We start from the raw sequence: 24,680 nt of genomic DNA on the forward strand, positions 1-24,680 counted from the left end.
AATTGGCGAAACCCGGCGAGACCGGGCATAGCGGGAGAGCCTTTTATGAACGAGTTGATGAAGATCTTCGGGCAGCCGCAGGGCACCCAGAGCTTCGATCAGATCCGGATCCAGATTGCCAGCCCAGAGCGTATTCGCTCTTGGTCCTTTGGTGAAATCAAGAAACCGGAGACCATCAACTACCGGACCTTTAAGCCGGAGCGCGACGGTTTGTTCTGTGCGCGCATTTTTGGTCCGGTGAAGGATTACGAATGCTTGTGCGGTAAGTACAAGCGTATGAAATATCGCGGCATTATCTGTGAGAAGTGCGGCGTTGAAGTGACTCTGGCCAAAGTACGTCGTGAACGTATGGGCCACATTGAACTGGCGGCACCTGTTGCCCACATCTGGTTCATGAAGTCGCTGCCGAGCCGTCTTGGCTTGCTGCTTGATATGATGCTCAAAGATCTTGAGCGCATTCTGTACTTCGAAAACTATGTGGTGATCGAACCGGGCCTTACCCCCCTTAAAATGGGTGAGCTTCTGTCCGAAGATCAGTACATGACAGCGCAAGAAGAATATGGCGAAGACAGCTTCCGTGCCGGTATCGGTGCAGAGGCCATCCGCGATATGCTTGCGGCGATCGACCTTGACGAAGAACGCGAAACCGCGAAAATCGACCTCAAGGAAACCAATTCCGAAGCCAAACGCAAAAAGCTGGTCAAGCGTCTTAAGCTGATCGAAGCCTTCCAGGAATCTGGTGCGCGCCCGGAATGGATGATCCTTGAAGTTATTCCGGTTATTCCGCCAGAGTTGCGTCCGCTGGTTCCGCTTGATGGCGGCCGCTTCGCAACGTCTGATTTGAACGACCTTTACCGTCGTGTGATCAACCGTAACAACCGTCTGAAGCGCCTGATCGAGCTTCGTGCGCCTGATATCATCGTGCGTAACGAAAAACGTATGCTTCAGGAATCGGTTGATGCGCTGTTTGACAACGGTCGTCGCGGTCGTCCGATCACCGGTGCCAACAAGCGTCCGCTCAAATCGATGTCGGATATGCTTAAAGGTAAGCAGGGTCGTTTCCGTCAGAACCTTTTGGGTAAACGCGTCGACTATTCCGGTCGTTCTGTGATTACCGTGGGTCCGAACCTGAAACTGCACCAGTGCGGCCTGCCAAAGAAAATGGCACTCGAACTGTTCAAGCCATTCGTTTACGCGAAGCTGGAACTGTACGGGATGGCAACCACCATTAAAGCAGCAAAGCGTATGGTGGAAAAAGAGCGTGCCGAAGTTTGGGATATCCTCGAGCAGGTTATCCGTGAACACCCGGTCATGCTTAACCGCGCACCGACGCTTCACCGTCTTGGTATTCAGGCGTTTGAGCCGACCCTCATCGAAGGTAAGGCCATCCAGTTACACCCGCTCGTCTGTACGGCTTTCAACGCCGACTTCGATGGTGACCAAATGGCTGTTCACGTGCCGCTGTCGCTTGAAGCACAGCTTGAAGCACGTACCTTGATGATGTCGACCAACAACATCCTGTCACCGGCATCGGGTAAACCGATTATCGTGCCGTCCCAGGATATTGTCCTTGGTCTGTATTACATCTCGATGGAACGCGACGGTCAGCCGGGCGAGGGCATGTCCTTTGTCAATATCGCTGAGATCGAACAGGCGCTTGACGCCGGTGTTGTGAACCTGCATTCGAAAATCAATGCGCGTTACCACACTGTCGATGAAAACAACGAACCGATTACGGTCCGTGTTGCCACGACTGCCGGTCGTATGTTGCTGTCAGAACTTCTGCCGCGTCATCCGCGCATTCCGTTCTCGACCATCAACAAGCTGTTGACCAAAAAAGACGTCTCGAACGTCATCGACGTTGTCTACCGTCACTGTGGCCAGAAAGAGACTGTTATCTTTGCTGACCGCATGATGGGCCTTGGTTTCAACTGGGCATGTAAAGCCGGTATTTCGTTTGGTAAGGATGACATGATCATTCCTGATGCCAAAGAAAAGCTGGTGGGCACCACCCACGAGAAGGTCAAGGAATACGAACAGCAGTATCAGGATGGTCTCATCACCCGTGGTGAGAAATACAACAAAGTTGTTGATGCCTGGTCGCAATGTACCGATGACGTTTCCGAAGAGATGATGAAAGTCATCTCGGCAACGGCTGAAGGCGATAATGTGAACTCCGTTTACATGATGGCCCACTCCGGTGCCCGTGGTTCTGCCGCTCAGATGCGTCAGCTGGCTGCTATGCGTGGCCTGATGGCGAAGCCGGACGGCTCGATCATTGAAACGCCGATTATTTCGAACTTTAAAGAAGGCCTGACCGTGCAGGAGTACTTCAACTCCACTCACGGTGCTCGTAAGGGCTTGGCTGACACCGCGTTGAAAACAGCGAACTCGGGTTACCTGACCCGTCGTCTGGTTGACGTCGCACAGGATTGCATCATCACTCAGCATGATTGCGAAACTGAACGTGGCCTCGACATCGCAGCGGTTGTCGATTCTGGCGAAGTGATCGAAACGCTTTCTGATCGTATTTTGGGTCGTTTCACCGCTGACGAGATTGTTAATCCGTCGACCGGCGAAGTCATCGTCCCGAAAAACACCATGGTCGAAGAAGATCATCTTGAAGTGATCGAGAAAGCCGGTGTTGAAACCGCACGTATTCGTTCGGTTCTGACCTGTGATGCCGAAACCGGTGTTTGCGGCCATTGCTATGGTCGTGACCTGGCACGTGGTACCACGGTGAACATTGGTGAAGCTGTTGGTGTTATCGCCGCACAGTCGATCGGTGAGCCGGGTACACAGCTGACCATGCGTACGTTCCACATTGGTGGTGCCGCGCAGCGTGGTGCAGAGGTTTCCGGTGTCGAAGCAAACTTCGATGCAACGGTTAAATTGAAAAACCGCGCAGTCGTTGAGAACTCAAGCGGCGTCAAAATCGTTATGGCGCGTAACCTTGAGATCATGCTGGTGGATAAAACCGGCCGCGAGCGTGCGAAGTATCGCGTACCGTATGGTGCGAAACTGCTTGCTGACGAAGGTGATCAGATCGTACGTGGCCAGAAACTGGCTGAGTGGGATCCGTACACTGTTCCGATCATCACCGAGAAAGAGGGCTATGTTAACTATGTCGACCTTCTTGAGAACGTAACCATTCGCGAAGTCTATGACGAAGCGACCGGTATTGCGGCCAAGACGGTTATCGACTGGAAAAGCATGCCTAAGGCGTCTGAACTCAAACCGCGCGTTACCCTGCGTAACGAAGACGGTGAGGTCATCAACCTGGATAACGGCCTTGAAGCCCGTTACTTCCTGTCGGTTGACGCCATTCTGTCGATTGAGAACGGTCAGAAAGTCAACGCCGGTGACGTGCTTGCACGTATTCCGCGCGAAGGTTCGAAAACCCGTGACATCACCGGTGGTCTGCCGCGTGTTGCCGAGCTGTTCGAAGCCCGTAAACCGAAAGAACACGCGATTATCTCGGACATTCCGGGCCGCGTCGAATTCGGCAAGGACTATAAGAACAAGCGTCGCGTCATCGTGCATCCGCTCGAAGACTCGGGTCTGACCGAACCGGTTGAATACATGATCCCGAAAGGCAAACACCTTGCCGTTCAGGAAGGGGACTTCGTCGAAAAAGGCGATCAGCTCCTCGATGGTTCGCCGGTTCCGCATGATATCTTGCGTGTTCTGGGCGTTCCTGCACTGGCAGATTACCTGGTCAACGAGATCCAGGAAGTTTACCGACTGCAGGGCGTTAAGATTAACGACAAACATATCGAAGTTATCGTTCGTCAGATGCTCCAGAAAGTTGAGATCACCAAACCGGGTGATACGACACTTCTGGTTGGCGAAATCGTTGACCGCGTTGACTTTGATACCGAAAACGAACGTGCCGTCAAAGAAGGTGGCGAGCTGGCCGAAGGTGCACCGGTCCTTCAGGGGATCACCAAAGCTTCGCTCCAGACGCATTCCTTCATCTCGGCTGCGTCGTTCCAGGAAACCACGCGCGTTCTTACCGAAGCAGCTGTTTCGGGCAAAACCGATACCCTTATCGGTTTGAAAGAGAACGTCATCGTGGGTCGTTTGATCCCGGCTGGTACCGGTGCGGTGATGAATCGCTTCCGTGCGCTGGCTGCTGAACGCGACAAAACGGTACAGATCGAAGCAGAAGAAGAAATTGGCGACAACTTCGGCCCGCAGGCCGACGCCGAAACGACTTCTCTGCCGGCAGGCGAATAACACCGTCGCGCCAGATCGTTAAAGAATCAGAGACGAACCGGAAATCTTATCGACGCACCGGTTCGTCTCGGCGTTTGAAGCGCCAACTCGAAGGCCTTGAGGGTTTTGCTTGACGCAAAAGGGGGCCGTCACTAGTATGCGCCCACCAAATCACGGGGGGTGTAGCTGTGTCGGTGCCGTTTTGTGCGGTAGCGGGCGGTTTTGCCCCCCATCGCTTGAGTGCGACTCTGACGGCCGTCGAGGCAGGAATTCCTGCTTTTATGGGCGTTCGCGCGTGTTTTTGTACTCTGTACAAAGGCGCGCGGTCGCTCGTCGTGCGTCGATAAGAGCAACGCCCTAGTGGCGTCCGTTGTAGTAAAAGGGAAAGTTAATGCCCACTATTAACCAGTTGATCCGCAAAAAGCGGACACCGCGCACCCAGCGCGATATGGTTCCAGCACTGGAAGCATGCCCGCAGAAACGCGGCGTTTGCACCCGTGTATACACCACCACCCCGAAGAAGCCGAACTCGGCACTTCGTAAGGTTGCCCGTGTTCGTTTGACCAACGGCTACGAAGTAACGTCTTACATTCCGGGTGAAGGCCATAACCTTCAAGAGCACTCTGTCGTGATGATCCGCGGCGGCCGTGTGAAGGATTTGCCGGGTGTTCGTTACCACATTATTCGCGGTACCCTCGATACGCAGGGTGTCAAAGACCGTAAACAGCGTCGTTCGAAATACGGCGCGAAGCGTCCGAAATAAGGAGCAGCTCAGATGTCACGTCGTCACGCTGCTGAAAAGCGCGAAGTATTACCTGACGCCAAATACGGCGATAAGGTTCTCACTAAATTCATGAACGGTCTGATGCTGGACGGTAAAAAATCCGCAGCAGAGAAAATCGTTTATGGTGCCCTGGAAGTTATCGAAGGCAAGGGTTCAGACCCTGTTGCACAGTTCCATGAAGCCATGGACAACGTGAAGCCGAACGTCGAAGTGCGTTCGCGTCGTGTTGGTGGTGCTACTTACCAGGTTCCGGTTGAAGTTCGTAGCGAACGCCGTCAGGCACTGGCCATTCGTTGGTTGGTGGATGCGGCTCGTAAGCGTTCCGAAACGACCATGGTCGGTCGTCTCGCCGGTGAATTGATGGACGCAGCCAACAACCGTGGTTCGGCCGTCAAAAAGCGCGAAGACACCCATCGTATGGCCGAAGCCAACAAGGCTTTCGCTCATTATCGCTGGTAATCTAGACCTTAGGATCAAGAGTCGATTATGGTAAAACGCACTCCGATCTCTCGGTATCGTAACATCGGCATCATGGCACACATTGATGCAGGTAAAACGACGACCACCGAGCGGATCCTCTTCTATACCGGAAAATCCTACAAGATCGGCGAAGTCCACGACGGCGCCGCGACCATGGATTGGATGGAACAGGAACAGGAACGTGGCATTACGATTACGTCTGCTGCGACGACCTGCTTCTGGAATGACCACCGTGTTAACATCATTGACACCCCGGGCCACGTTGACTTCACGATTGAAGTTGAACGTTCGCTTCGTGTTCTCGATGGTGCTTGCGCGGTATTTGACGCCGTTTCCGGCGTTGAACCGCAAACTGAAACCGTTTGGCGCCAGGCTGACAAATACCACGTACCGCGTATGTGCTTTGTCAACAAAATGGACCGTACCGGTGCAGATTTCTTCCGTTGCGTTGAAATGATGAAAGAGCGCCTCGGTGCCAATGTTGCTGTTATGCAGCTTCCGATTGGTTCTGAGGGTGAATTCGAAGGTGTTGTCGATCTCGTTCGCATGAAGGAAATCGTCTGGAAAGACGAGAGCCTCGGTGCAGAATTCGAATATCGTGACATCCGCGATTCGCTTAAAGATCAGGCTGACGAATATCGTGAAGCCCTGGTCGAACAGGCGATCGATTTCGATGAAGCAGCGATGGAAGCATACCTTGAAGGTGAAGCCCCGACCGAGGAACTTCTTAAGAAGTGCCTGCGTAAAGGGACCCTTAAAGGTGAGCTGGTTCCGGTCCTTCTCGGTACTGCGTTCAAGAACAAAGGCGTTCAGCCGCTTCTTGATGCCGTTATCGATTACATGCCTGCACCAGATGACATCGACGATGTTCGTGGCGTTAAGCCGAACACCGAAGACGAGCCTGATTCACGTCCTTTGACCGACGAAGCGCCGTTCTCGGCTCTCGCGTTCAAAATCATGAGTGATCCGTTTGTTGGTTCGCTGACATTTATTCGTATCTATTCGGGCGTTCTTGACGCCGGTTCTTACGTTCTTAACTCTGTTAAAGAGAAAAAAGAACGTATCGGCCGTATGCTGTTGATGCATTCGAACAACCGCGAAGAAATCAAATACGCTTGCTCGGGCGACATCGTTGCTTTGGTCGGCATGAAGGACACCACCACTGGTGATACCCTTTGTGATCCGGCTAAGCCGATCATCCTTGAGCGCATGGAATTCCCGGATCCGGTTATCGAGATCGCTGTAGAGCCGAAATCGAAAGCCGACCAGGAGAAAATGGGTCTCGCCCTTGCACGTCTTGCACAGGAAGATCCGTCGTTCCGTGTTAAATCCGACCACGAATCCGGCCAGACCATCATTTCCGGTATGGGCGAGCTTCACCTCGACATTCTTGTCGATCGTATGAAGCGTGAATTCAAAGTCGAAGCGAACATCGGTGCGCCGCAGGTTGCTTACCGCGAAACGATCTCCAAAGAGATCGAAGTTGACTACACCCACAAGAAACAGTCGGGTGGTTCTGGTCAGTTCGCGCGTATCAAACTTACGTTTACACCGGGCGAACCGGGAACGGGCTTCTCCTTCACCGATACGGTTGTTGGCGGTAACGTTCCTAAAGAATACATCCCGGGTGTTGCCAAAGGTCTCGAAAGCTCGCTTCAGAGCGGTGTGATCGCAGGCTTCCCGGTTACCGACTTGTCGATCAAGCTGACCGACGGTGCCTACCACGACGTTGACTCGAGCGTCATGGCCTTCGAAATCGCAGCTCGCGCTGCGTTCAAAGAAGGTCTGCAGAAAGCTTCGCCGAAGCTGCTTGAGCCGATCATGAAAGTCGAGGTAGTGACCCCTGAAGAGTACATGGGTGACATCATTGGCGATTTGAACAGCCGTCGCGGCCAGGTCCGCGATATGGACTCCCGTGGTATCGCACGCGTTGTTAACGCGTTTGTACCGCTGGCGAACATGTTCGGTTACGTCAACACGCTGCGCTCCATGTCTCAGGGCCGTGCCCAGTTCGTGATGCAGTTCGATCACTATGCTGACGTTCCGCAAGCAGTTGCGGATGAAGTCAAAGCAAAATCGGCCGGCTAAGGCCCAAGCCAGAATAAACGGAGTTAGTAATGGCTAAAGAAAAGTTTGAGCGTACAAAACCGCACGTCAACATCGGCACTGTCGGCCACGTTGACCACGGTAAAACCACGCTGACCGCAGCGATCACCAAAGTCCTCGCAGAGGCTGGCGGCGCATCGTTCCAAGATTACAGCATGATCGATAAAGCGCCGGAAGAGAAAGCTCGTGGTATCACGATCTCGACCGCGCACGTCGAATACGAAACCGAAAACCGTCACTATGCCCACGTCGATTGCCCGGGTCACGCCGATTATGTGAAAAACATGATCACCGGTGCGGCTCAGATGGACGGTGGTATCCTGGTTGTTTCGGCTGCTGATGGCCCGATGCCGCAGACCCGTGAGCACATCCTGCTCGCCCGTCAGGTTGGTGTTCCGGCGCTTGTGGTCTTCATGAACAAAGTTGACCAGGTTGATGACGAAGAGCTCCTCGAGCTCGTCGAAATGGAAATCCGTGAGCTCCTGTCGTCTTACGACTTCCCGGGCGACGATATTCCGATCATCAAAGGTTCGGCTCTTGCTGCCCTTGAAGGTCGTGATGACGAAATCGGCAAAAACGCTATCCTCGAACTGATGGCTGCTGTTGATGACTACATCCCGGCTCCGGATCGTCCGAAAGACAAACCGTTCCTGATGCCGATCGAGGACGTATTCTCGATTTCCGGTCGTGGTACGGTTGTAACCGGTCGTGTTGAAACCGGTGTTGTTAAAGTTGGCGAAGAGATTGAAATCGTCGGCGTTAAAGACACCGTTAAAACCATCGTTACCGGCGTTGAAATGTTCCGTAAGCTGCTCGATCAGGGTGAAGCTGGCGACAACATTGGCGCGCTGCTGCGTGGTACCAAACGTGAAGACGTCGAACGTGGCCAGGTTCTGGCACATGTTGGCTCGATCACCCCGCACACCAAATTCGAAGCAGAAGCCTACATCCTGACCAAGGATGAAGGTGGCCGTCACACGCCGTTCTTCTCGAACTACCGTCCGCAGTTCTACTTCCGTACGACTGACGTTACCGGTTCGATCGAACTGCCTGCTGGCACCGAAATGGTTATGCCGGGCGACAACGTACAGATGACCGCAACCCTCATTGCACCGATCGCAATGGACGAAGGTCTGCGTTTCGCAATCCGTGAAGGCGGTCGTACCGTCGGCGCGGGCGTTGTTGCTAAGATCATTGAATAAATTTTTCTCTTGATCTTTGGGTTGCGGGCGGCTACATAAGCCGCCCGCAACACTTTTGCGGCAATCGTCAACTCCAGTTGAGGGGCCGGTGTCCTTTTGAGGGCTCCGGTACATAATTACATGGATAGTCAGAACATTCGCATTCGCCTTAAGGCGTTTGACCATCGCGTGCTGGATCAGTCCACGCGCGAGATCGTCAATACGGCGAAGCGCACTGGCGCAGAGGTCCGCGGCCCAATTCCGCTGCCGACCCGCATCGAAAAATACACTGTTCTGCGGTCTCCGCACATCGATAAGAAATCGCGTGAACAGTTTGAAATCCGCACTCACAAGCGTCTTCTCGACATTGTCGACCCGACTCCGCAGACCGTTGATGCTCTTATGAAGCTCGACCTTGCTGCCGGCGTCGACGTCGAGATTAAGCTTTAATCGGGAGTAAGCCGCAATGCGTAGTGGACTTATTACCCAGAAGGTCGGCATGACCCGCGTCTTTAACGACGATGGTTCCCACCTTCCTGTAACCGTTCTGAAGGTCGAAGATCTTCAGGTTGTCGCCAACCGTACCAACGACATCGACGGCTACGTCGCTGTTCAGCTTGGTTATGGCAAAGCGAAAGTGAAAAACGTATCGAAGCCGATGCGTGGTCACTTCGCCAAAGCCAAGGTTGAGCCGAAAGCCAAACTTGCTGAATTCCGCGTTAGCGAAGATGGCCTGATCGAAGTTGGTGCAGAACTTTCTGCTACTCACTTTGTTGAAGGTCAGTACGTTGACGTCATCGGCACCTCCATCGGTAAAGGTTTTGCCGGTGCGATGAAGCGTCACAACTTCGGTGGTCTTCGTGCGTCGCACGGTGTGTCTGTATCTCACCGTTCGCATGGTTCCACTGGTCAGTGTCAGGATCCAGGTCGCGTCTTCAAAGGTAAGAAGATGGCAGGTCACATGGGTGCGGCACGTGTTACCGTTCAGTCCCTGAAAATCGTCACCTCTGACGAAGATAAAGGTCTGATCCTGGTTCACGGTGCAGTCCCGGGTCACAAGGGCGCATATGTCCTTGTTAAGGATTCTGTGAAACGTGCTGCGCCGGAAGGTCTTCCGTTCCCAGCCGCGCTTAAGGGTGCTGCCCCGGCTGCTGAAGAAGCTGTCGCCGAGGATAAGGAATAAGCATCATGAAGCTCGACATTCTTAAACTTGACGCTTCCAAGGCAGGCAACATCGATCTTGCAGAAGAGATCTTTGGTCTGGAAGTACGTCGCGACGTCCTCCACCGTATGGTGAACTGGCAGTTGGCTAAACGCCGTGCCGGTACCCATAAAGTGAAGGAAAAGTCGGAAATCTCCGCAACCACGAAAAAGTTCGTGCGTCAGAAAGGTAGTGGCGGTGCTCGTCACGGTTCCCGTAAGGCTGCTCAGTTCCGTGGTGGTGGGGTTGTGCATGGTCCGCGTGTTCGCGATCACGCACATGATCTGACCAAGAAGTTCCGTAAACTCGCGCTTAAAACCGCTCTGTCGGCTAAAGCAAAAGACGGTAAGCTTATCGTTCTTGATAATGCGGAATTCTCGGATGCCAAAACGAAGAGTCTGGTTGCAGTTTTCGACAAACTCGGCTGGAAGTCTGCACTGATCATCGACGGTACTCAGGTCAATGAGGGCTTTGCTCGCGCTGCGCGCAACATCCCGCAAATTGATGTGTTGCCTGAGATTGGTGCTAACGTCTATGACATCCTTCGCCGTGACACCTTGGTGCTCACCAAGGGTGCGGTCGAAGCGTTGGAGGCACGTCTCAAATGACGATCATCAGCAAAGAGCGGATGTACGAAGTCATCCGCGCCCCGCATATTACTGAAAAGTCGACTCTGATTTCTGAACACAACGCTGTTGCGTTCAAAGTCGCGATCGACGCCACCAAGCCGGAGATTAAGGCTGCTGTGGAAGGTCTGTTCGGGGTGAAGGTCAAGGCGGTCAATACCTCTGTGGTAAAAGGAAAAACCAAGCGTTTTCGCGGTATTTCCGGTCGTCGGAGCGATTTCAAGAAAGCGATGGTTACCCTCGAAGAGGGTCATTCCGTCGATGTGACTACGGGAATCTAAGACAATGGCTTTGAAGAAGTTTAAACCAACCTCTCCTGGTCGCCGTCAGCTGGTTCTTGTCGATCGTTCCGATCTCCACAAGGGCAAGCCGATTAAAGCGTTGACCGAAGGTCTTCGCAAGAAAGGTGGCCGTAACAACACTGGTCGTATCACCGCCCGCCGTATTGGTGGTGGTCACAAACGTCGTTACCGTATGATCGACTTCAAACGTACCAAGTTTGATGTTGTCGGTACCGTCGAGCGTTTGGAATATGATCCGAACCGCACCGCGTTTATCGCGTTGGTTCGTTATTCTGACGACGAATTGGCCTACATCCTCGCACCACAGCGTCTCGCTGTTGGCGACAAAGTTATTGCCGCTGAACGCGTAGATATTAAGCCGGGTAACGCCGCACCGCTGAAGAATATTCCGGTCGGTACCATTGTCCATAACGTCGAACTGAAAGCCGGTAAAGGTGGTCAGGTCGCACGTTCAGCAGGTGCATACGTGCAGCTCGTTGGTAAGGACCAAGGTTACGCCCAGCTTAAGCTGTCCTCCGGTGAAGTACGTTTGGTTCGTGGTGAATGCATGGCTACCATTGGTGCCGTGTCTAACCAGGACCATCAGAACATCAACCTTGGTAAAGCCGGCCGTAATCGCTGGCTTGGCAAACGTCCTTCGGTTCGTGGTGTTGCCATGAACCCGATCGATCACCCGCATGGTGGTGGTGAAGGTCGTACATCGGGTGGTCGTCATCCGGTTACGCCGTGGGGTAAGCCTACCAAGGGCAAACGTACCCGCTCGAACAAAAAGACCGACGCGCTCATCATGCGCCGTCGTCACAAGAGCTAACGGAGGAGGCTAGACTATGGCGCGTTCCGTTTGGAAGGGTCCGTTTGTTGACGGATACCTTCTTAAGAAAGCCGATACTGTCCGTGCCTCAGGCCGGAATGAGGTAATTAAGACCTGGTCGCGGCGCTCGACGATTTTGCCGCAATTCGTAGGCCTCACCTTTGGGGTTTACAATGGCCAGAAGTTTCTGCCGGTACTCGTGAACGAAGATATGATCGGTCACAAGTTCGGTGAATTCTCGCCGACCCGTACCTATTATGGTCACGCGGCCGACAAAAAGGCGAAGAGGAAGTAACGATGGGTAAGAAAGCTGACATCCGTCGGCTGGCGGATAACGAGGCTGCTGCTTCGCTCCGGGCTTTACGCATTTCCCCGCGTAAGCTCAACCTCGTCGCCGAGTCGATCCGTGGTATGAAGGCAGAAGCTGCTTTGGCAGAACTGACCTTCTCCAACAAACGTATTTCGCAGGACGTCAAAAAGCTGCTGGAATCGGCAATTGCTAATGCCGAGAACAACCATCAGCTTGATGTCGATCGTCTCTTTGTTAAAGAGGCGTCTGTTGGTAAGGCCTTCGTGATGAAACGTTGGCGCGCCCGTGCACGCGGTCGTGTTGGCAAGATCATTAAGCCGTTCTCCAACATCCGTATCGTCGTTTGCGAACGTGAGGAGACCGAGTAATGGGTCAGAAAGTAAATCCGATCGGTCTACGCGTTGGGATTAACCGTACCTGGGATTCCCGCTGGTACGCCAACAAGGCCGATTTCGCAGATCTTCTTCACGAAGATCTCGCGATCCGCAAATACATCTTCGATCGGCTTAAGCAGGCCGGTGTATCGAAGGTGGTAATCGAACGTCCGGCGAAAAAAGCCCGCATTTCGATTCACTCCGCCCGTCCGGGTGTTGTGATTGGGAAAAAAGGCCAGGACATCGAGAAGCTCAAGAACGATCTGCAGAAACTGACCAAGTCAGAAGTGCAGGTTAACATCATCGAAATCCGTAAACCGGAAATCGATGCCAAGCTGGTCGCTGACAACATCGCCCAGCAGCTTGAGCGCCGTGTTTCGTTCCGTCGCGCTATGAAGCGCTCGGTTCAGAACGCAATGCGTCTCGGTGCTGGTGGCATTCGTATTAATGCTGCTGGTCGTCTTGGTGGCGCTGAAATCGCTCGTACCGAATGGTATCGTGAAGGTCGCGTTCCGCTGCACACGCTGCGTGCGGACGTTGATTATGGCACTTCAGAAGCACACACCACCTATGGTGTTTGTGGTTTGAAGGTCTGGATCTTCAAGGGCGAAATCATGGCACATGATCCGCTGGCTTCTGAGCGTAAAGCGCTCGAGTCGGCTGGTTCCGGTCGTAAGTAAGGAGATCACGATATGCTTTCTCCGAAACGTACAAAGTTCCGTAAAGCCTTCAAAGGTCGCCTGAAAGGGCAGGCCAAAGGTGGTACCGAACTTAATTTCGGCGCTTATGGCTTGAAAGCCATGGAGCCGGAGCGTATAACGGCGCGTCAGATCGAAGCGGCTCGCCGCGCGATCACTCGCCACATGCGCCGTCAAGGTCGCGTGTGGATTCGCGTTTTCCCGGATCTACCGGTTTCGCAGAAGCCTGCCGAAGTCCGTCAGGGTAAAGGTAAAGGCTCGATCGAATATTGGTCGGCACGCGTTAAACCGGGTCGGATTATGTTTGAACTCGACGGTGTTCCGTTGGATCTTGCACGCCGAGCTTTCGAGCTGGCATCGGCTAAGTTGCCGATCAAGACCAAGTTTGTCACACGTCTTGGTGAAGGGGAGTAATTAGTAATGAAAGTTGCTGATCTCCGCGCTAAAAGCGCTGACGAACTAAAACAGATGCTGCTGGACCTGCGTAAGGAGTCGTTCAATATGCGATTCCAGCAGGCTTCTGGTCAGTTTGAGAACACTGCGCGGGTCCGCCAGGTCCGTCGTGATATCGCCCGCATCAAAACCCTTCTCGGTAACGAGAAGGGTGCGACCGCGGCCTAACAGGACACGCAGAGGAGTAAACACACATGCCGAGGCGTGTATTGCAGGGGACAGTCGTTTCTACGAAAAACGACAAGACTGTGGTGGTCCGTGTGGAACGCCAGGTCATGCACCCGCTGTATAAAAAGTACGTGCGCAAGTCGAAGAAATTCCACGCGCATGATGAAGAGAACCGCTTCAAAACGGGTGACGTTGTTCGCATTCGCGAATGCAAACCGATCTCGAAGTTGAAGTCTTGGGAAGTAGTGGTCGAGGAGTGAGTCCTCAGCCCAATCATAGTCAAGGGGTAAACCCATGATCCAGATGCAGTCCAATCTGGACGTCGCCGACAATAGTGGCGCTCGCCGTGTCCAGTGCATCAAGGTGCTGGGCGGCTCGAAGCGCAAAACCGCTCACGTTGGTGATGTTATCGTGGTTTCCGTTAAGGAAGCCATTCCGCGCGGCCGTGTAAAGAAGGGTGCAGTCCACAAGGCTGTTATCGTTCGCACCGCAAAGGAAATTCGTCGTGCCGATGGCTCGGCGATCCGTTTTGACCGTAACGCTGCCGTTCTCATTAATGCGAATGGCGAGCCGATCGGTACGCGTATTTTCGGCCCGGTAACCCGTGAACTTCGTTCTAAAGGTTACATGAAGATCATTTCGCTCGCTCCGGAGGTGCTGTAATGGCTGCCAAGATTAAAAAGGGCGACCGCGTCATTGTTCTGACGGGTAAAGACAAAGGGAAAACCGGCGAAGTTCTCGCCGCTTTCCCGACCGAGAACAAAGCTCTGGTTTCGGGCATCAACCTGGTGAAACGTCATCAGCGCCCGACCGGTGCGGATGCCGGTGGCATTGTCGAGAAGGAAGCGAAAATTGACGTTTCCAATCTCTCGATTGTTGACCCGAAAGAAAATAAGCCGACCCGCGTCGGTTTTAAGACCCTTGATGACGGTCGCAAGGTTCGCTTCGCGAAGCTTAGCGGCGAAGTCATCGACAAGTGAGGGACGGAAAAATGACGCGCCTGCGCGAACATTATAAAGAAGTGGTGCGTGACGCACTCCAGAAGGAGTTCTCTTACGAGAATTCCATGGAGATTCCGCGCCTCGAAAAGATCGTGATCAACATGGGTGTCGGCGACGCCACCCAAGATCGCAAAAAACTGGATGGTGCCGTTGCGGATCTCGCAGCGATCACCGGTCAGAAGCCTATCTTTACGAAAGCGAAAAAGTCGGTAGCGGCTTTCAAACTTCGTGAAGGCATGAACATCGGTTGTAAAGTGACCTTGCGTCGCGACCGTATGTTTGAGTTCCTGGACCGTTTGGTCACAATCGCGCTTCCGCGCGTTCGTGACTTCCGCGGCCTGAACAAAAAATCCTTCGATGGTCGTGGCAACTTTGCCATGGGCTTGAAGGAACAGTTTGTTTTTCCTGAGGTTGAGTACGACAAAGTCGACTCTGTCCGCGGGATGGACATTATCATTTGTACCACGGCTAAGTCTGACGATGAAGCTCTTGCCCTTCTTAAGGGCTTTGATCTTCCGTTCGGAAACTAACTGGAGGTTGGCCCATGGCCAAGAAGAGCGCTGTAGAGCGTGAACTCAAACGTGAACGCCTGGCGAAGCAATATGCTGCCAAGCGTGCCGCCCTTAAAGCGGTTATCGGTAACCGCGAGACGTCCCCTGAGGATCGTATCGTGGCTGTGATTAAACTTGCCCAGCTGCCGCGTAACTCGGCCCCGATCCGTCAGCGTATTCGCTGCCAGTTGACCGGTCGTCCGCGCGGTGTCTATCGCAAATTCCGCCTGTCCCGTATCGCGCTTCGTGAACTTGCTTCACGTGGTCAGATCCCGGGCATGGTGAAATCCAGCTGGTAAGGAGGACATCATATGTCGATGACCGATCCCGTAAGTGATATGCTCACGCGTATCCGTAACGGTCAGCGCGTTGGGAAATCCAGCGTTGTCTCGCCGGCTTCGAAACTGCGTACCAGCGTGTTGGACGTTCTCCAGCGCGAAGGTTACATCCGCGGTTATAGTGTAAGTGAAGTTCGCAAGGGCATCAGTGAAATCAGCATCGAACTCAAGTACTTTGAGGGCGAAGGCGTGATTAAGCAGATCGACCGCGTTTCGACCCCGGGTCGTCGTGTATATTCGAAGATCAAAGATCTTCCGAAGGTATATAACGGCTTGGGCATCGCAGTCCTGTCCACTCCGCGAGGAGTTCTTTCGGATCAGGAGGCTCGCGAACAGAATGTCGGCGGCGAAATCCTCTGCAAGGTATTCTAAGGAGGGCCAAAGATGTCGCGAGTAGGTAAAAATCCGGTGGTCGTGCCTAACGGCGTTACCATCACCCTGAACGAAGAGCAGATCAGTGCAAAAGGTAAGCTCGGTGAGCTTAACCTTCCTCTGACCTCGGACGTAACCGTTACCCAGGAAGACAACCAGATCTGGGTGAAACCGAACAATGATAGTAAGCGCGCTCGTGCCCTTTGGGGTACCACCCGTGCGAACATCTCGAACCTCGTTTCTGGGGTTTCAGAAGGTTTCACCAAGAAATTGGAAATCACTGGTGTTGGTTACCGTGCGCAGGTTCAAGGCAACAAACTTGTTCTGCAACTTGGCTTCTCACACGACGTAGAAATGGAGATCCCTCAGGGTCTTAACGTCGTGGCTGAAAAGCCGACCCTTGTCGCCATCTCTGGCGCAGATAAACAGCTCGTTGGTCAGTTCGCTGCGAATGCACGCGGCTGGCGCGGTCCGGAGCCTTACAAAGGCAAAGGTGTCCGTTACGAAGGCGAGTATATCTTGCGCAAAGAAGGCAAGAAGAAGTAAGGACTGGCACGATGAAAAACGCGAGAAGCCTTTTCGAACGCCGCAAACGTCGCGTTCGTTTTGCGATCCGCCAAAAAGCGGCCGGTCGCCCGCGCCTTTGCGTGCACCGTTCGAACGCTCACATCTATGCACAGGTTATCGACGACCTCGCAGGTACCACCTTGGTGGCTGCCTCGACGGCGGAGAAAGACCTTGCAGGCAAAGGCAGCAATGCCGAAGCCGCTGCGCTGGTTGGCAAAGCCATTGCTGAACGTGCAGTTAAAGCTGGTGTGAAAACGGTCGTTTTCGATCGTGGCGGGTATTTGTTCCATGGCCGAGTGAAAGCTCTGGCCGATGCCGCCCGTGAGGGCGGTCTGGACTTCTAAGGAGCACGACCATGGCACGTAACCAGAATCAACAGCAGCAGGCGCCGAAAGCCCGTGAAGAAAACGAACTTGTCGACAAGCTGGTTGGTATCAACCGCGTCGCAAAAGTCGTTAAGGGCGGTCGTCGTTTTGCTTTCTCCGCAATGGTAGTTGTCGGTGACCAGCGCGGTCGCGTCGGGTACGGCACGGGTAAAGCCCGTGAGGTTCCAGAAGCGATTCGCAAAGCAACCGAAGCTGCTAAACGCAACATGATCCGCGTTCCGCTTCGTGAAGGGCGTACCCTTCACCATGATACCAAAGGCCACTTCGGCGCAGGCAAGGTTATCCTTCGCTCGGCTCCGGCTGGTACCGGTATCATTGCTGGCGGTGCGATGCGTGCGGTCTTCGAAACTATGGGCGTTCAGGACGTTGTGTCCAAATGTACCGGTTCGAACAACCCGCACAACGTGATCCGCGCAACCCTTGACGCTCTGGTCAACGGTGCATCACCTCGTCAGGTCGCTGCTAAGCGTGGCCTGAAAGTTGGTGACGTCGTTGCCCGTCGCGATAGCGGTTCGGCTGCGGCCGCCGTTCTCGAAAAGGAGTAATTCGATATGGCTGCTAAGAAAAAAGCGACCGTACGCGTTACCCAGACGGGTTCGCCGATCGGACGTCCGGCTGATCAGCGCCAGACCCTTGTGGGTCTTGGCCTGAACAAAATGCACCGGACTCGTGAGCTGGAAGATACCCCAGCTGTTCGCGGTATGATCGCAAAGGTCAAACACCTCGTCCGTGTGGACGAGGCTTGATTGACCCCAGATCGAAAAGGTGTTGAACTATGAAACTCAACGAACTTGCCGATAACCCGGGTGCGCGTAAAGCGCGTACCCGCGTCGGTCGCGGTATTGGTTCGGGCAAAGGCAAAACTTCTGGCGCAGGTCAGAAGGGTCAGAAGTCCCGTTCCGGTGTAGCCATTAATGGCTTCGAAGGTGGGCAGATGCCTATCTATCGCCGTCTTCCGAAACGCGGCTTTAATAACCTGTTCAAGAAACAGTACGGTGTTGTAAACCTTGGTACCCTTCAGACCGCCGTTGATAACGGTGTTCTTGAAGAAGGTGCAAATGTTACCGTTGCTGTCCTTGCAGAAAAAGGCCTTGCCCGTCCGCAGAAAGACGGTCTGCGCCTTCTTGCTAAAGGCGAACTGAAAGCGAAACTGAACATCGAAATTACCGGTGCTTCCAAAGCGGCTGTTGAAGCTGTTGAGAAAGCTGGTGGTTCGGTTAAGGTTCTTGCTCCGGTCGCTGCAGCAGAAACCGCAGAATAAGCCTATAATGACTTCGTGAGGGTCCGGTTCCATTAGTTTGCGGGACCGGACCCTCCAGTTTTAGTGTATTGGGAGATGAGTGCATGGCATCGGCCGCCGAGCAGCTTGCCGCGAACCTGAACTGGTCGTCTTTTACTAAGTCGACCGAGCTTAAAAAGCGTATCTGGTTCACGTTGGGCGCGCTTATTGTATACCGTCTGGGGACTTATATTCCGGTTCCTGGTGTTGACCCGTCCATTCTTGCTGACATTTTCCGTCAGAATGCAGGCGGCGTTCTGGGCATGTTTGACATGTTCGCCGGTGGTGCGCTGGGTCGTATGACGATCTTTGCGCTTAATATCATGCCATATATCTCGGCCTCGATTATCATCCAGTTGATGACGACCGTTTCGCCCTCTCTTGAGGCTCTCAAGAAAGAAGGCGAGCAGGGCCGCAAAAAAATTAATCAATATACCCGCTATCTGACAGTTGTGATTGCAACGGTACAGGCATGGGGGATTGCTGTTGGTCTTGAAAGCATGACCGGTTCAACCGGTGCTGCTGTTCATGATCCGGGCATGTTCTTCCGCTTTACCGCTGTTGTGACCCTTGTCGGTGGCACCATGTTCCTGATGTGGCTTGGTGAACAGATCACCCAGCGTGGCATTGGTAACGGTATTTCGCTGATCATCTTCACCGGTATTGTTGCCGGTCTGCCCAGCGCGATTGCCGGTACTTTGGAACTTGGCCGTACGGGTGCGATTTCCGCCCCGGCGATCATCTCGATCATCGTTGTTGCGATCGCGGTTATTGCTTTCATCGTCTTTGTTGAACGTGCGCAGCGCCGCGTTCTGATCCAGTACCCCAAACGCCAAGTTGGCATGAAGGTTATGGAGGGTCAGAGCTCGCACCTGCCGCTTAAGATCAACACTGCCGGTGTGATCCCGCCGATCTTTGCTAGCTCGTTGCTTCTGATGCCGCTTTCGGTGGCACAGTTCACCACCGGTGCTGATGCACCCGCGTGGCTGACAACGGCAACCGCATTGCTTGGTCGTGGACAGCCGCTTTATATCGCGCTTTACATCGGCCTGATTGTCTTCTTTGCCTTCTTCTATACTGCGGTTGTTTTCAACCCGGAAGAAACGGCAGATAACCTGAAAAAACACGGTGGCTTTATTCCGGGGATCCGTCCGGGTAAAAATACCGCGAACTATCTGGATTTCATTCTGACCCGTTTGACGGTTATCGGTGCGGCTTATCTGGCATTTGTCTGTATCTTGCCAGAGATTCTCATCGCAGAATGGTCTGTGCCCTTCTACTTTGGTGGGACTAGCTTGCTGATCGTTGTCACGGTTACGATGGATACCGTTGCACAGGTTCAGTCTCATATGCTGGCGCACCAGTATGAAGGCCTGATCAAGAAATCCAAACTACGTGGTCGCCGCCGTTAACGAGCGGCCACGGACTTCAGGGGGACACGAATATGAATATTATCCTTCTTGGCCCTCCCGGTGCGGGCAAGGGTACCCAGGCAAAGCGTCTTGAAACAGGACGCGGCATGATCCAGCTCTCAACGGGTGACATGCTCCGTGCGGCGGTTGCTGCTGGTACGCCACTGGGGCTGAAGGCAAAGGAAGTCATGGATAAGGGGCAACTCGTATCCGACGATCTGATGATCGGCTTGATTTCCGAAAGACTTGATCAGGATGACACCAAAAATGGTTTCATCCTGGACGGGTTCCCACGCACAACCGCCCAGGCAGAAGCCCTGGACATTATGCTGGAAACCAAAGGATTGGCACTTGATTATGTGATTGAACTGCGTGTGGATGATGCAGCGTTGGTGGCCCGTGTTGTCGGTCGCTACACCTGTGCTAAATGCGGGCAGGGATACCACGATCAGTTCCAGAAACCGGTTGAAGAAGGTGTCTGCGACGTTTGTCAAAGCACCGAATTCAAACGTCGTGCAGACGACAACGCCGAGACTGTCACATCGCGACTGGAAGCTTATCACAAGCAAACAGCACCGATCATTCCTTACTATGAAAAGGTCGGTAAGCTGAAAACAGTTGACGGGATGGCAGAAATCGACGAAGTTACGCGCGAGATTGAAGCCATCCTGGGGTAATTTCCCGGGCAGGGCGTTTTTTTGCTGGCGGGTTGGCAGTAATGCTGGCCCGCTTTTGCGACGCTCTACCCAACCGGATCTGCCGCAGGGTTTGTTAACAGGAAACAGGAGTCTCACACAGTGGCTCGTATTGCTGGCGTGAACATCCCGACTGCTAAACGCGTCGTGATTGCGCTTACCTACATCACCGGCATTGGCCCGGCGAAAGCTAAAGAAATTTGCGCTAAGGTTGGAATCGAAGCAGCAACCCGTGTTCATCAGTTGTCTGATGACCAGGTTCTCAAGGTTCGTGAAGTCATCGACGCTGATTACACCGTCGAAGGCGACCTTCGTCGTGAAACCGCAATGAACATTAAACGTCTGATGGACCTGGGCAGCTATCGCGGCCTGCGTCATCGTCGCGGTCTCCCGGTACGCGGTCAGCGTACCCACACCAACGCTCGCACCCGTAAGGGACCGGCTAAGCCGATCGCAGGCAAGAAGAAGTAAGGTAGGGGACAGAGACAATGGCGAAAGCTCCTCAGCAGACTCGTGTACGTCGTCGCGAGCGCAAGAATATTACGAATGGTATCGCGCACGTAAACGCGACCTTCAACAACACGATGATTACCATCTCCGACGTTCAGGGAAATACCATTTCCTGGTCGACCGCTGGTGGTATGGGTTTCCGCGGTTCGCGTAAATCAACTCCGTATGCCGCACAGATGGCTGCCGAAGATGCAGGTAAAAAAGCTGCTGAACACGGCATGAAAACTCTTGAAGTACAGGTTAAAGGCCCGGGTTCGGGACGTGAATCTGCACTGCGTGCGCTTCAGGCTGTTGGTTTCACGATTACGTCTATCAAAGACGTAACGCCGATTCCGCACAACGGTTGCCGTCCGCGTAAGCGTCGTCGCGTTTAATCGCGTCGATCTGCGGACGACCCCGCGTTTGGGCCCGGTGCAGCCGGGCCCCTTCGCGTTTCTCATGAGGGCAAAACTTGCTCTCCTTATATAGGCTCCAGTTGCGAAGGTGGGTCTCGTGATTCAAAAGAACTGGCAGGAACTGATTAAGCCGACCAAGCTTGATGTTACTCCGGGTACAGACGCCAGCCGCGTTGGTACGATCGTGGCGGAACCGCTGGAGCGCGGTTTTGGTCAGACTCTGGGTAACGCGCTGCGTCGCATTCTTCTGTCGTCGCTCCAGGGTTCGGCGGTTACCGCGATCCAGATCGACGGCGTATTGCACGAATTTTCGTCGATCCCGGGTGTCCGTGAAGATGTCACCGACATCATCTTGAACATCAAGACCATGGGTGTGCGTATGCATGCCGAAGGTCCGAAAAAAATGACCCTGAAGGCGACCGGCCCTGGTGCCGTCACCGCAGGTCAGATTCAGACCGGTGCAGACATCGAAATCCTTAACCCGGATCTCGAACTTTGCCATCTTGATGATGGTGCAACGCTGAACATCGAATTTACCGTCGATAACGGTAAAGGTTATGTCGCAGCAAGCGGTCATGCGTCTTCTGATGCGCCGATTGGTCTTATTCCGATCGATGCAATCTTCAGCCCGATCCGTAAAGTGGCCTACAAGGTGGAAAACACCCGTGTTGGTCAGGATACCGATTTTGACAAGCTGTCACTCACCGTTGAAACCAACGGCGCGTTGACCCCGGAAGATTCGGTTGCCTTGGCAGCCCGTATCCTTCAGGACCAGCTGTCGTTGTTCGTTAACTTCGAAGAACCAGAAGCGGTTGTCGAAGAGAAAAAAGAAGACGAACTTCCGTTCAACCGTAACCTTCTTCGTAAGGTTGACGAGCTTGAACTTTCGGTCCGCTCGGCAAATTGCCTGAAGAACGACAACATCATCTATATCGGTGATCTTGTTCAGAAATCCGAAGCAGAAATGCTTCGCACGCCGAACTTCGGCCGTAAATCTCTGAACGAAATCAAAGATGTTCTGGCTCAGATGGGCTTGCATCTCGGTATGGAAGTCGGCGGTTGGCCGCCGGAAAATATCGAAGAACTCGCTCGTAAGTTCGAAGATCCGTTTTAATAACGGGTCTTCGGCCTTCGGGTCGTGATCGAAGCATTTATGCTTCAAACCGGAAAATCCGAATTGTTTGGCGTTTCCGGCGGGCTAGTTGCCCACACCGCACGTACATGACCTGACTTTGTTCAGGGTGGCGGCGCGGTTTTACAATCGGTTTCGTGAGCGAAGCCAGGTTATTAAGGAGAGTTACCATGCGTCACGGTATGCACGGCCGTAAACTTAATCGTACGTCGTCTCATCGTAAGGCGATGTTTGCCAATATGGCAGTTTCGCTGCTCACCCACGAGCAGATCAAAACCACTCTTCCGAAGGCCAAAGATCTTCGCCCGTACGTCGAAAAACTGATTACGCTGGGCAAGCGGGGCGACCTGCATGCACGCCGTCAGGCCATTTCGATCCTGCGTGATGACAAAATCGTAGCTAAACTGTTCGGCGAAATCGCTGACCGTTACAAAGAGCGTTCTGGTGGTTACACCCGCGTTCTTAAAGCTGGCTTCCGTTACGGCGATGCCGCACCGGTTGCTGTGATCGAGCTTGTTGATCGCAATGCGGATGCAAAGGGTGCGGAAGACCGCGCTCGTGTAGAAGCAGAGGGCGAAGGTGACGAAGCTGCTGAATAAGCACGCTTCTGCCTTTCAGAAATAGAAACGGGCGGCGCCACACGGTGTCGCCCGTTTTCTTTTGGCGCTATCCTTGGCCATTTGTCACGGTACGCGCCGTAATTTAGTATTTCGCAACTTTGTTCATATTTCTGCCAAGGTTGCGCGGCAGTTCTGAATTCCCTAATTGATGATGCGCCCTGTTGCGATGTTCCAAACCGCGCCAGGACGTGCTGTTGGCCATTCCGCCAAATGCAGTTCAAATCAGATAACCTGACAGCGATGAGAGTAACCGACGTGCAAGCAAGATGGATCCCGACCATTTTCACGATTGCGGCAACCTGCCTGATGGCAATTGCGGGCCCTAGTGGTGTGGCCCATGCGCAAAGTGATGACAGACGCCTTCCGACAAGCAACACTGAAATTAAAATGTCGCTGTCGCCGTTGGTCAAACAAACTGCGCCGGCGGTTGTGAACATCTATACCAAAAAGGTCGTGTCCGAACGCGCGCGGTCGCCATTTTTCAACGATCCGTTCTTTAATCAGTTTTTTGGGGATCGCTTCGGCGGGGCGTTTGGCGCACCGCGCCAACGTGTTGAACGTTCGCTTGGTTCCGGGGTGATTGTTTCGAGTGACGGAACAATCGTCACCAACCATCACGTTGTGAACGGCGCCAGCGAAATTCGCGTTGTCTTGCATGATAACCGCGAATTTGATGCCGATTTGGTCGGTTCGGACGAGCGTACTGACCTTGCCGTTTTAAAACTGCGCGATGTCGATAGCGAACTTCCCGCTGTTAAGTTTGGCGATTCGGACGCGGTCGAAGTCGGCGACTTCGTTCTGGCCATTGGTAACCCGTTTGGGGTTGGTCAAACCGTGACCAGCGGCATTGTATCGGGCTTGGCCCGTGCCGGTGTTACCGGGCAAGATTATCAATCCTTTATCCAAACCGATGCGGCGATTAACCCCGGTAACTCTGGCGGGGCGTTGATTGATATCGAAGGAAAGCTGATCGGTGTGAACTCGGCGATCTTTACAAAATCAGGCGGGTCGAACGGCATTGGTTTTGCCGTGCCGGTCAATATGGTCAAGGTGGTGATGCGCGGCCTCATTAGCGGTGATTTGCGTCGTCCATGGCTTGGTGCCGCCGGGCAGGGGGTTACCGCCGATCTTGCGTCCTCGCTTGATCTTGATCGTCCGCATGGTGTGTTGATCAGTGAAATCCGCGACGGCAGCCCAGCCGACCGCGGCGGGCTTCATCCCGGTGACGTGGTTGTGGCGGTTAATGGCCTTGCGGTCGATAATCCCAATGAACTTAAATTCCGCGTTGCCACGCTTGAGCTTACCGGCGAGGCAAAGCTTTCAGTGCTGCGTCGGGGCAAGGCGTTGGAGCTGAGCTTGCCGCTTGAAGTGGCGCCCGAAACGCCCGCACGCGAAGAAACCATCATTAACGGCGAAAACCCGTTCAGTGGTGCAAAGGTCGCTAATATGAACCCGGCCTTGGCCGATGAGGTGGGCGTTCCAACCTTGTCCGAAGGCGTGGTTGTGTTGGGGGTTGCGCGTGACAGTCTTGCACGACGTGCACGTTTGCAGCCAGGTGACTATATTATTGAGGTCAATGGCGAAACAATTGACTCGGTCGCACGCCTGAACGAAGTTGTCAAAGCAGGCGCGCGCAGAAAGAACTGGAAGATTACCGTCAAACGCGATGGCAAAGTTTTGACTGGCGAGTTCACCCTTTAACCAACAGCA

33 protein-coding genes are annotated in these 24,680 nt (G+C 53.7%); all 33 read left to right on the forward strand.

Annotated features, from left to right (window positions below; all coding sequences use genetic code 11):
* The first annotated feature begins 45 nt into the window (after positions 1-45).
* The 33 genes from rpoC (at position 46) to HCZ99_RS16450 (ending at position 24,671) form a co-directional block, all read left to right on the forward strand.
* Positions 46-4,239 carry a DNA-directed RNA polymerase subunit beta' gene (gene rpoC, locus HCZ99_RS16290; RefSeq protein ID WP_167448075.1) on the forward strand — a complete coding sequence of 1,398 codons (4,194 nt, stop codon included), beginning with the start codon at positions 46-48 and terminating at the stop codon, positions 4,237-4,239.
* A gap of 370 nt (positions 4,240-4,609) precedes the next feature.
* Complete coding sequence (gene rpsL, locus HCZ99_RS16295; RefSeq protein ID WP_008892339.1) at positions 4,610-4,981, forward strand: 30S ribosomal protein S12; 372 nt, start codon at positions 4,610-4,612, stop codon at positions 4,979-4,981.
* 12 nt (positions 4,982-4,993) lie between these two features.
* Positions 4,994-5,461, forward strand: coding sequence for a 30S ribosomal protein S7 (rpsG, locus tag HCZ99_RS16300; RefSeq protein ID WP_167448076.1), 468 nt, complete (start codon positions 4,994-4,996; stop codon positions 5,459-5,461).
* A gap of 27 nt (positions 5,462-5,488) precedes the next feature.
* A complete protein-coding gene (gene fusA / locus HCZ99_RS16305) occupies positions 5,489-7,570 on the forward strand; it encodes an elongation factor G (RefSeq protein ID WP_167448077.1) in 2,082 nt (693 codons plus the stop codon).
* A gap of 29 nt (positions 7,571-7,599) precedes the next feature.
* On the forward strand, positions 7,600-8,790 hold the full coding sequence (gene tuf, locus HCZ99_RS16310) for an elongation factor Tu (RefSeq protein WP_167448068.1): 1,191 nt from the start codon (positions 7,600-7,602) through the stop codon (positions 8,788-8,790).
* A gap of 120 nt (positions 8,791-8,910) precedes the next feature.
* Positions 8,911-9,219: a 30S ribosomal protein S10 gene (rpsJ, locus tag HCZ99_RS16315; RefSeq protein WP_007091508.1), complete on the forward strand. Its 309-nt coding sequence runs from the start codon at positions 8,911-8,913 to the stop codon at positions 9,217-9,219.
* Positions 9,220-9,235: 16 nt separating this feature from the next.
* The gene (rplC, locus tag HCZ99_RS16320; RefSeq protein ID WP_167448078.1) at positions 9,236-9,952 is read left to right on the forward strand and encodes a 50S ribosomal protein L3; all 717 of its coding nucleotides are present in this window, start codon (positions 9,236-9,238) and stop codon (positions 9,950-9,952) included.
* A 5-nt stretch (positions 9,953-9,957) separates the two neighbouring features.
* A complete protein-coding gene (gene rplD, locus HCZ99_RS16325) occupies positions 9,958-10,578 on the forward strand; it encodes a 50S ribosomal protein L4 (RefSeq protein ID WP_167448079.1) in 621 nt (206 codons plus the stop codon).
* On the forward strand, positions 10,575-10,877 hold the full coding sequence (locus HCZ99_RS16330; RefSeq protein ID WP_022734148.1) for a 50S ribosomal protein L23: 303 nt from the start codon (positions 10,575-10,577) through the stop codon (positions 10,875-10,877). Before rplD ends, HCZ99_RS16330 begins: the two co-directional genes overlap by 4 nt.
* A gap of 4 nt (positions 10,878-10,881) precedes the next feature.
* A complete protein-coding gene (gene rplB / locus HCZ99_RS16335) occupies positions 10,882-11,709 on the forward strand; it encodes a 50S ribosomal protein L2 (protein WP_167448080.1) in 828 nt (275 codons plus the stop codon).
* A gap of 16 nt (positions 11,710-11,725) precedes the next feature.
* Entirely contained in the window at positions 11,726-12,004 is a 279-nt protein-coding gene (gene rpsS / locus HCZ99_RS16340) for a 30S ribosomal protein S19 (RefSeq protein WP_022734150.1), read from the forward strand.
* Positions 12,005-12,006: 2 nt separating this feature from the next.
* Positions 12,007-12,387: a 50S ribosomal protein L22 gene (gene rplV, locus HCZ99_RS16345; RefSeq protein ID WP_167448081.1), complete on the forward strand. Its 381-nt coding sequence runs from the start codon at positions 12,007-12,009 to the stop codon at positions 12,385-12,387.
* On the forward strand, positions 12,387-13,073 hold the full coding sequence (gene rpsC, locus HCZ99_RS16350; RefSeq protein WP_167448082.1) for a 30S ribosomal protein S3: 687 nt from the start codon (positions 12,387-12,389) through the stop codon (positions 13,071-13,073). Before rplV ends, rpsC begins: the two co-directional genes overlap by 1 nt.
* A 12-nt stretch (positions 13,074-13,085) precedes the next feature.
* Positions 13,086-13,505, forward strand: coding sequence for a 50S ribosomal protein L16 (rplP, locus tag HCZ99_RS16355; protein WP_167448083.1), 420 nt, complete (start codon positions 13,086-13,088; stop codon positions 13,503-13,505).
* A gap of 6 nt (positions 13,506-13,511) precedes the next feature.
* Positions 13,512-13,712, forward strand: coding sequence for a 50S ribosomal protein L29 (rpmC, locus tag HCZ99_RS16360; protein WP_022734154.1), 201 nt, complete (start codon positions 13,512-13,514; stop codon positions 13,710-13,712).
* A 26-nt stretch (positions 13,713-13,738) separates the two neighbouring features.
* Positions 13,739-13,972: a 30S ribosomal protein S17 gene (gene rpsQ, locus HCZ99_RS16365; protein ID WP_008892183.1), complete on the forward strand. Its 234-nt coding sequence runs from the start codon at positions 13,739-13,741 to the stop codon at positions 13,970-13,972.
* Positions 13,973-14,006: 34 nt separating this feature from the next.
* On the forward strand, positions 14,007-14,375 hold the full coding sequence (gene rplN, locus HCZ99_RS16370) for a 50S ribosomal protein L14 (RefSeq protein ID WP_033067181.1): 369 nt from the start codon (positions 14,007-14,009) through the stop codon (positions 14,373-14,375).
* Entirely contained in the window at positions 14,375-14,692 is a 318-nt protein-coding gene (rplX, locus tag HCZ99_RS16375; RefSeq protein ID WP_167448084.1) for a 50S ribosomal protein L24, read from the forward strand. Before rplN ends, rplX begins: the two co-directional genes overlap by 1 nt.
* An 11-nt stretch (positions 14,693-14,703) precedes the next feature.
* Positions 14,704-15,243 (forward strand): 50S ribosomal protein L5, encoded by a 540-nt coding sequence (gene rplE, locus HCZ99_RS16380; RefSeq protein ID WP_167448085.1) that lies wholly within the window; start codon positions 14,704-14,706, stop codon positions 15,241-15,243.
* Between the two features lie 14 nt (positions 15,244-15,257).
* Positions 15,258-15,563: a 30S ribosomal protein S14 gene (gene rpsN, locus HCZ99_RS16385; protein WP_167448086.1), complete on the forward strand. Its 306-nt coding sequence runs from the start codon at positions 15,258-15,260 to the stop codon at positions 15,561-15,563.
* A 12-nt stretch (positions 15,564-15,575) separates the two neighbouring features.
* The gene (rpsH, locus tag HCZ99_RS16390) at positions 15,576-15,974 is read left to right on the forward strand and encodes a 30S ribosomal protein S8 (RefSeq protein ID WP_167448087.1); all 399 of its coding nucleotides are present in this window, start codon (positions 15,576-15,578) and stop codon (positions 15,972-15,974) included.
* Positions 15,975-15,986: 12 nt separating this feature from the next.
* Positions 15,987-16,520, forward strand: coding sequence for a 50S ribosomal protein L6 (gene rplF, locus HCZ99_RS16395; RefSeq protein ID WP_167448088.1), 534 nt, complete (start codon positions 15,987-15,989; stop codon positions 16,518-16,520).
* A gap of 11 nt (positions 16,521-16,531) precedes the next feature.
* Positions 16,532-16,885 carry a 50S ribosomal protein L18 gene (rplR, locus tag HCZ99_RS16400; RefSeq protein WP_167448089.1) on the forward strand — a complete coding sequence of 118 codons (354 nt, stop codon included), beginning with the start codon at positions 16,532-16,534 and terminating at the stop codon, positions 16,883-16,885.
* Between the two features lie 11 nt (positions 16,886-16,896).
* On the forward strand, positions 16,897-17,472 hold the full coding sequence (gene rpsE, locus HCZ99_RS16405) for a 30S ribosomal protein S5 (protein ID WP_167448090.1): 576 nt from the start codon (positions 16,897-16,899) through the stop codon (positions 17,470-17,472).
* Positions 17,473-17,478: 6 nt separating this feature from the next.
* Positions 17,479-17,673, forward strand: a complete 195-nt coding sequence (gene rpmD / locus HCZ99_RS16410) for a 50S ribosomal protein L30 (protein WP_022734163.1) — start codon at positions 17,479-17,481, stop codon at positions 17,671-17,673.
* 29 nt (positions 17,674-17,702) lie between these two features.
* Positions 17,703-18,188 (forward strand): 50S ribosomal protein L15, encoded by a 486-nt coding sequence (gene rplO / locus HCZ99_RS16415; protein ID WP_167448091.1) that lies wholly within the window; start codon positions 17,703-17,705, stop codon positions 18,186-18,188.
* An 83-nt stretch (positions 18,189-18,271) separates the two neighbouring features.
* Positions 18,272-19,618, forward strand: coding sequence for a preprotein translocase subunit SecY (gene secY, locus HCZ99_RS16420; RefSeq protein WP_167448092.1), 1,347 nt, complete (start codon positions 18,272-18,274; stop codon positions 19,616-19,618).
* 32 nt (positions 19,619-19,650) lie between these two features.
* Positions 19,651-20,295: an adenylate kinase gene (locus tag HCZ99_RS16425; protein ID WP_167448093.1), complete on the forward strand. Its 645-nt coding sequence runs from the start codon at positions 19,651-19,653 to the stop codon at positions 20,293-20,295.
* A 120-nt stretch (positions 20,296-20,415) separates the two neighbouring features.
* Entirely contained in the window at positions 20,416-20,784 is a 369-nt protein-coding gene (gene rpsM, locus HCZ99_RS16430; RefSeq protein WP_022734167.1) for a 30S ribosomal protein S13, read from the forward strand.
* Positions 20,785-20,801: 17 nt separating this feature from the next.
* Positions 20,802-21,197, forward strand: coding sequence for a 30S ribosomal protein S11 (rpsK, locus tag HCZ99_RS16435; protein ID WP_167448094.1), 396 nt, complete (start codon positions 20,802-20,804; stop codon positions 21,195-21,197).
* Between the two features lie 118 nt (positions 21,198-21,315).
* On the forward strand, positions 21,316-22,332 hold the full coding sequence (locus HCZ99_RS16440) for a DNA-directed RNA polymerase subunit alpha (protein WP_167448095.1): 1,017 nt from the start codon (positions 21,316-21,318) through the stop codon (positions 22,330-22,332).
* Between the two features lie 188 nt (positions 22,333-22,520).
* Positions 22,521-22,949 (forward strand): 50S ribosomal protein L17, encoded by a 429-nt coding sequence (gene rplQ, locus HCZ99_RS16445; RefSeq protein WP_167448096.1) that lies wholly within the window; start codon positions 22,521-22,523, stop codon positions 22,947-22,949.
* Positions 22,950-23,180: 231 nt separating this feature from the next.
* Positions 23,181-24,671 carry a DegQ family serine endoprotease gene (locus tag HCZ99_RS16450; protein ID WP_254869663.1) on the forward strand — a complete coding sequence of 497 codons (1,491 nt, stop codon included), beginning with the start codon at positions 23,181-23,183 and terminating at the stop codon, positions 24,669-24,671.
* Positions 24,672-24,680: the final 9 nt, after the last annotated feature.

Source organism: Thalassospira lucentensis, from assembly GCF_011806425.1.
Lineage (GTDB): Bacteria > Pseudomonadota > Alphaproteobacteria > Rhodospirillales > Thalassospiraceae > Thalassospira > Thalassospira lucentensis_B.

Bases quoted from the DNA above. Each gene is read 5' to 3' on its own strand.
- rpmC (WP_022734154.1), top strand. From the start codon at position 13,512: ATGAAAGTTGCTGATCTCCGCGCTAAAAGCGCTGACGAACTAAAACAG.
- rpsC (WP_167448082.1), top strand. From the start codon at position 12,387: ATGGGTCAGAAAGTAAATCCGATCGGTCTACGCGTTGGGATTAACCGT.
- rplO (WP_167448091.1), top strand. From the start codon at position 17,703: ATGAAACTCAACGAACTTGCCGATAACCCGGGTGCGCGTAAAGCGCGT.
- rplX (WP_167448084.1), top strand. From the start codon at position 14,375: ATGGCTGCCAAGATTAAAAAGGGCGACCGCGTCATTGTTCTGACGGGT.
- rpsK (WP_167448094.1), top strand. From the start codon at position 20,802: ATGGCGAAAGCTCCTCAGCAGACTCGTGTACGTCGTCGCGAGCGCAAG.
- HCZ99_RS16450 (WP_254869663.1), top strand. From the start codon at position 23,181: ATGCAGTTCAAATCAGATAACCTGACAGCGATGAGAGTAACCGACGTG.
- rplF (WP_167448088.1), top strand. From the start codon at position 15,987: ATGTCGCGAGTAGGTAAAAATCCGGTGGTCGTGCCTAACGGCGTTACC.
- HCZ99_RS16425 (WP_167448093.1), top strand. From the start codon at position 19,651: ATGAATATTATCCTTCTTGGCCCTCCCGGTGCGGGCAAGGGTACCCAG.
- rplC (WP_167448078.1), top strand. From the start codon at position 9,236: ATGCGTAGTGGACTTATTACCCAGAAGGTCGGCATGACCCGCGTCTTT.
- rplQ (WP_167448096.1), top strand. From the start codon at position 22,521: ATGCGTCACGGTATGCACGGCCGTAAACTTAATCGTACGTCGTCTCAT.
- rplE (WP_167448085.1), top strand. From the start codon at position 14,704: ATGACGCGCCTGCGCGAACATTATAAAGAAGTGGTGCGTGACGCACTC.
- secY (WP_167448092.1), top strand. From the start codon at position 18,272: ATGGCATCGGCCGCCGAGCAGCTTGCCGCGAACCTGAACTGGTCGTCT.
- HCZ99_RS16330 (WP_022734148.1), top strand. From the start codon at position 10,575: ATGACGATCATCAGCAAAGAGCGGATGTACGAAGTCATCCGCGCCCCG.
- rplP (WP_167448083.1), top strand. From the start codon at position 13,086: ATGCTTTCTCCGAAACGTACAAAGTTCCGTAAAGCCTTCAAAGGTCGC.
- rpsH (WP_167448087.1), top strand. From the start codon at position 15,576: ATGTCGATGACCGATCCCGTAAGTGATATGCTCACGCGTATCCGTAAC.
- rpsE (WP_167448090.1), top strand. From the start codon at position 16,897: ATGGCACGTAACCAGAATCAACAGCAGCAGGCGCCGAAAGCCCGTGAA.
- rpsQ (WP_008892183.1), top strand. From the start codon at position 13,739: ATGCCGAGGCGTGTATTGCAGGGGACAGTCGTTTCTACGAAAAACGAC.
- rpoC (WP_167448075.1), top strand. From the start codon at position 46: ATGAACGAGTTGATGAAGATCTTCGGGCAGCCGCAGGGCACCCAGAGC.
- rpsJ (WP_007091508.1), top strand. From the start codon at position 8,911: ATGGATAGTCAGAACATTCGCATTCGCCTTAAGGCGTTTGACCATCGC.
- rplN (WP_033067181.1), top strand. From the start codon at position 14,007: ATGATCCAGATGCAGTCCAATCTGGACGTCGCCGACAATAGTGGCGCT.
- rpsG (WP_167448076.1), top strand. From the start codon at position 4,994: ATGTCACGTCGTCACGCTGCTGAAAAGCGCGAAGTATTACCTGACGCC.
- tuf (WP_167448068.1), top strand. From the start codon at position 7,600: ATGGCTAAAGAAAAGTTTGAGCGTACAAAACCGCACGTCAACATCGGC.
- rpmD (WP_022734163.1), top strand. From the start codon at position 17,479: ATGGCTGCTAAGAAAAAAGCGACCGTACGCGTTACCCAGACGGGTTCG.
- rplD (WP_167448079.1), top strand. From the start codon at position 9,958: ATGAAGCTCGACATTCTTAAACTTGACGCTTCCAAGGCAGGCAACATC.
- rpsS (WP_022734150.1), top strand. From the start codon at position 11,726: ATGGCGCGTTCCGTTTGGAAGGGTCCGTTTGTTGACGGATACCTTCTT.
- rplB (WP_167448080.1), top strand. From the start codon at position 10,882: ATGGCTTTGAAGAAGTTTAAACCAACCTCTCCTGGTCGCCGTCAGCTG.
- rpsL (WP_008892339.1), top strand. From the start codon at position 4,610: ATGCCCACTATTAACCAGTTGATCCGCAAAAAGCGGACACCGCGCACC.
- rplR (WP_167448089.1), top strand. From the start codon at position 16,532: ATGAAAAACGCGAGAAGCCTTTTCGAACGCCGCAAACGTCGCGTTCGT.
- fusA (WP_167448077.1), top strand. From the start codon at position 5,489: ATGGTAAAACGCACTCCGATCTCTCGGTATCGTAACATCGGCATCATG.
- rplV (WP_167448081.1), top strand. From the start codon at position 12,007: ATGGGTAAGAAAGCTGACATCCGTCGGCTGGCGGATAACGAGGCTGCT.
- rpsN (WP_167448086.1), top strand. From the start codon at position 15,258: ATGGCCAAGAAGAGCGCTGTAGAGCGTGAACTCAAACGTGAACGCCTG.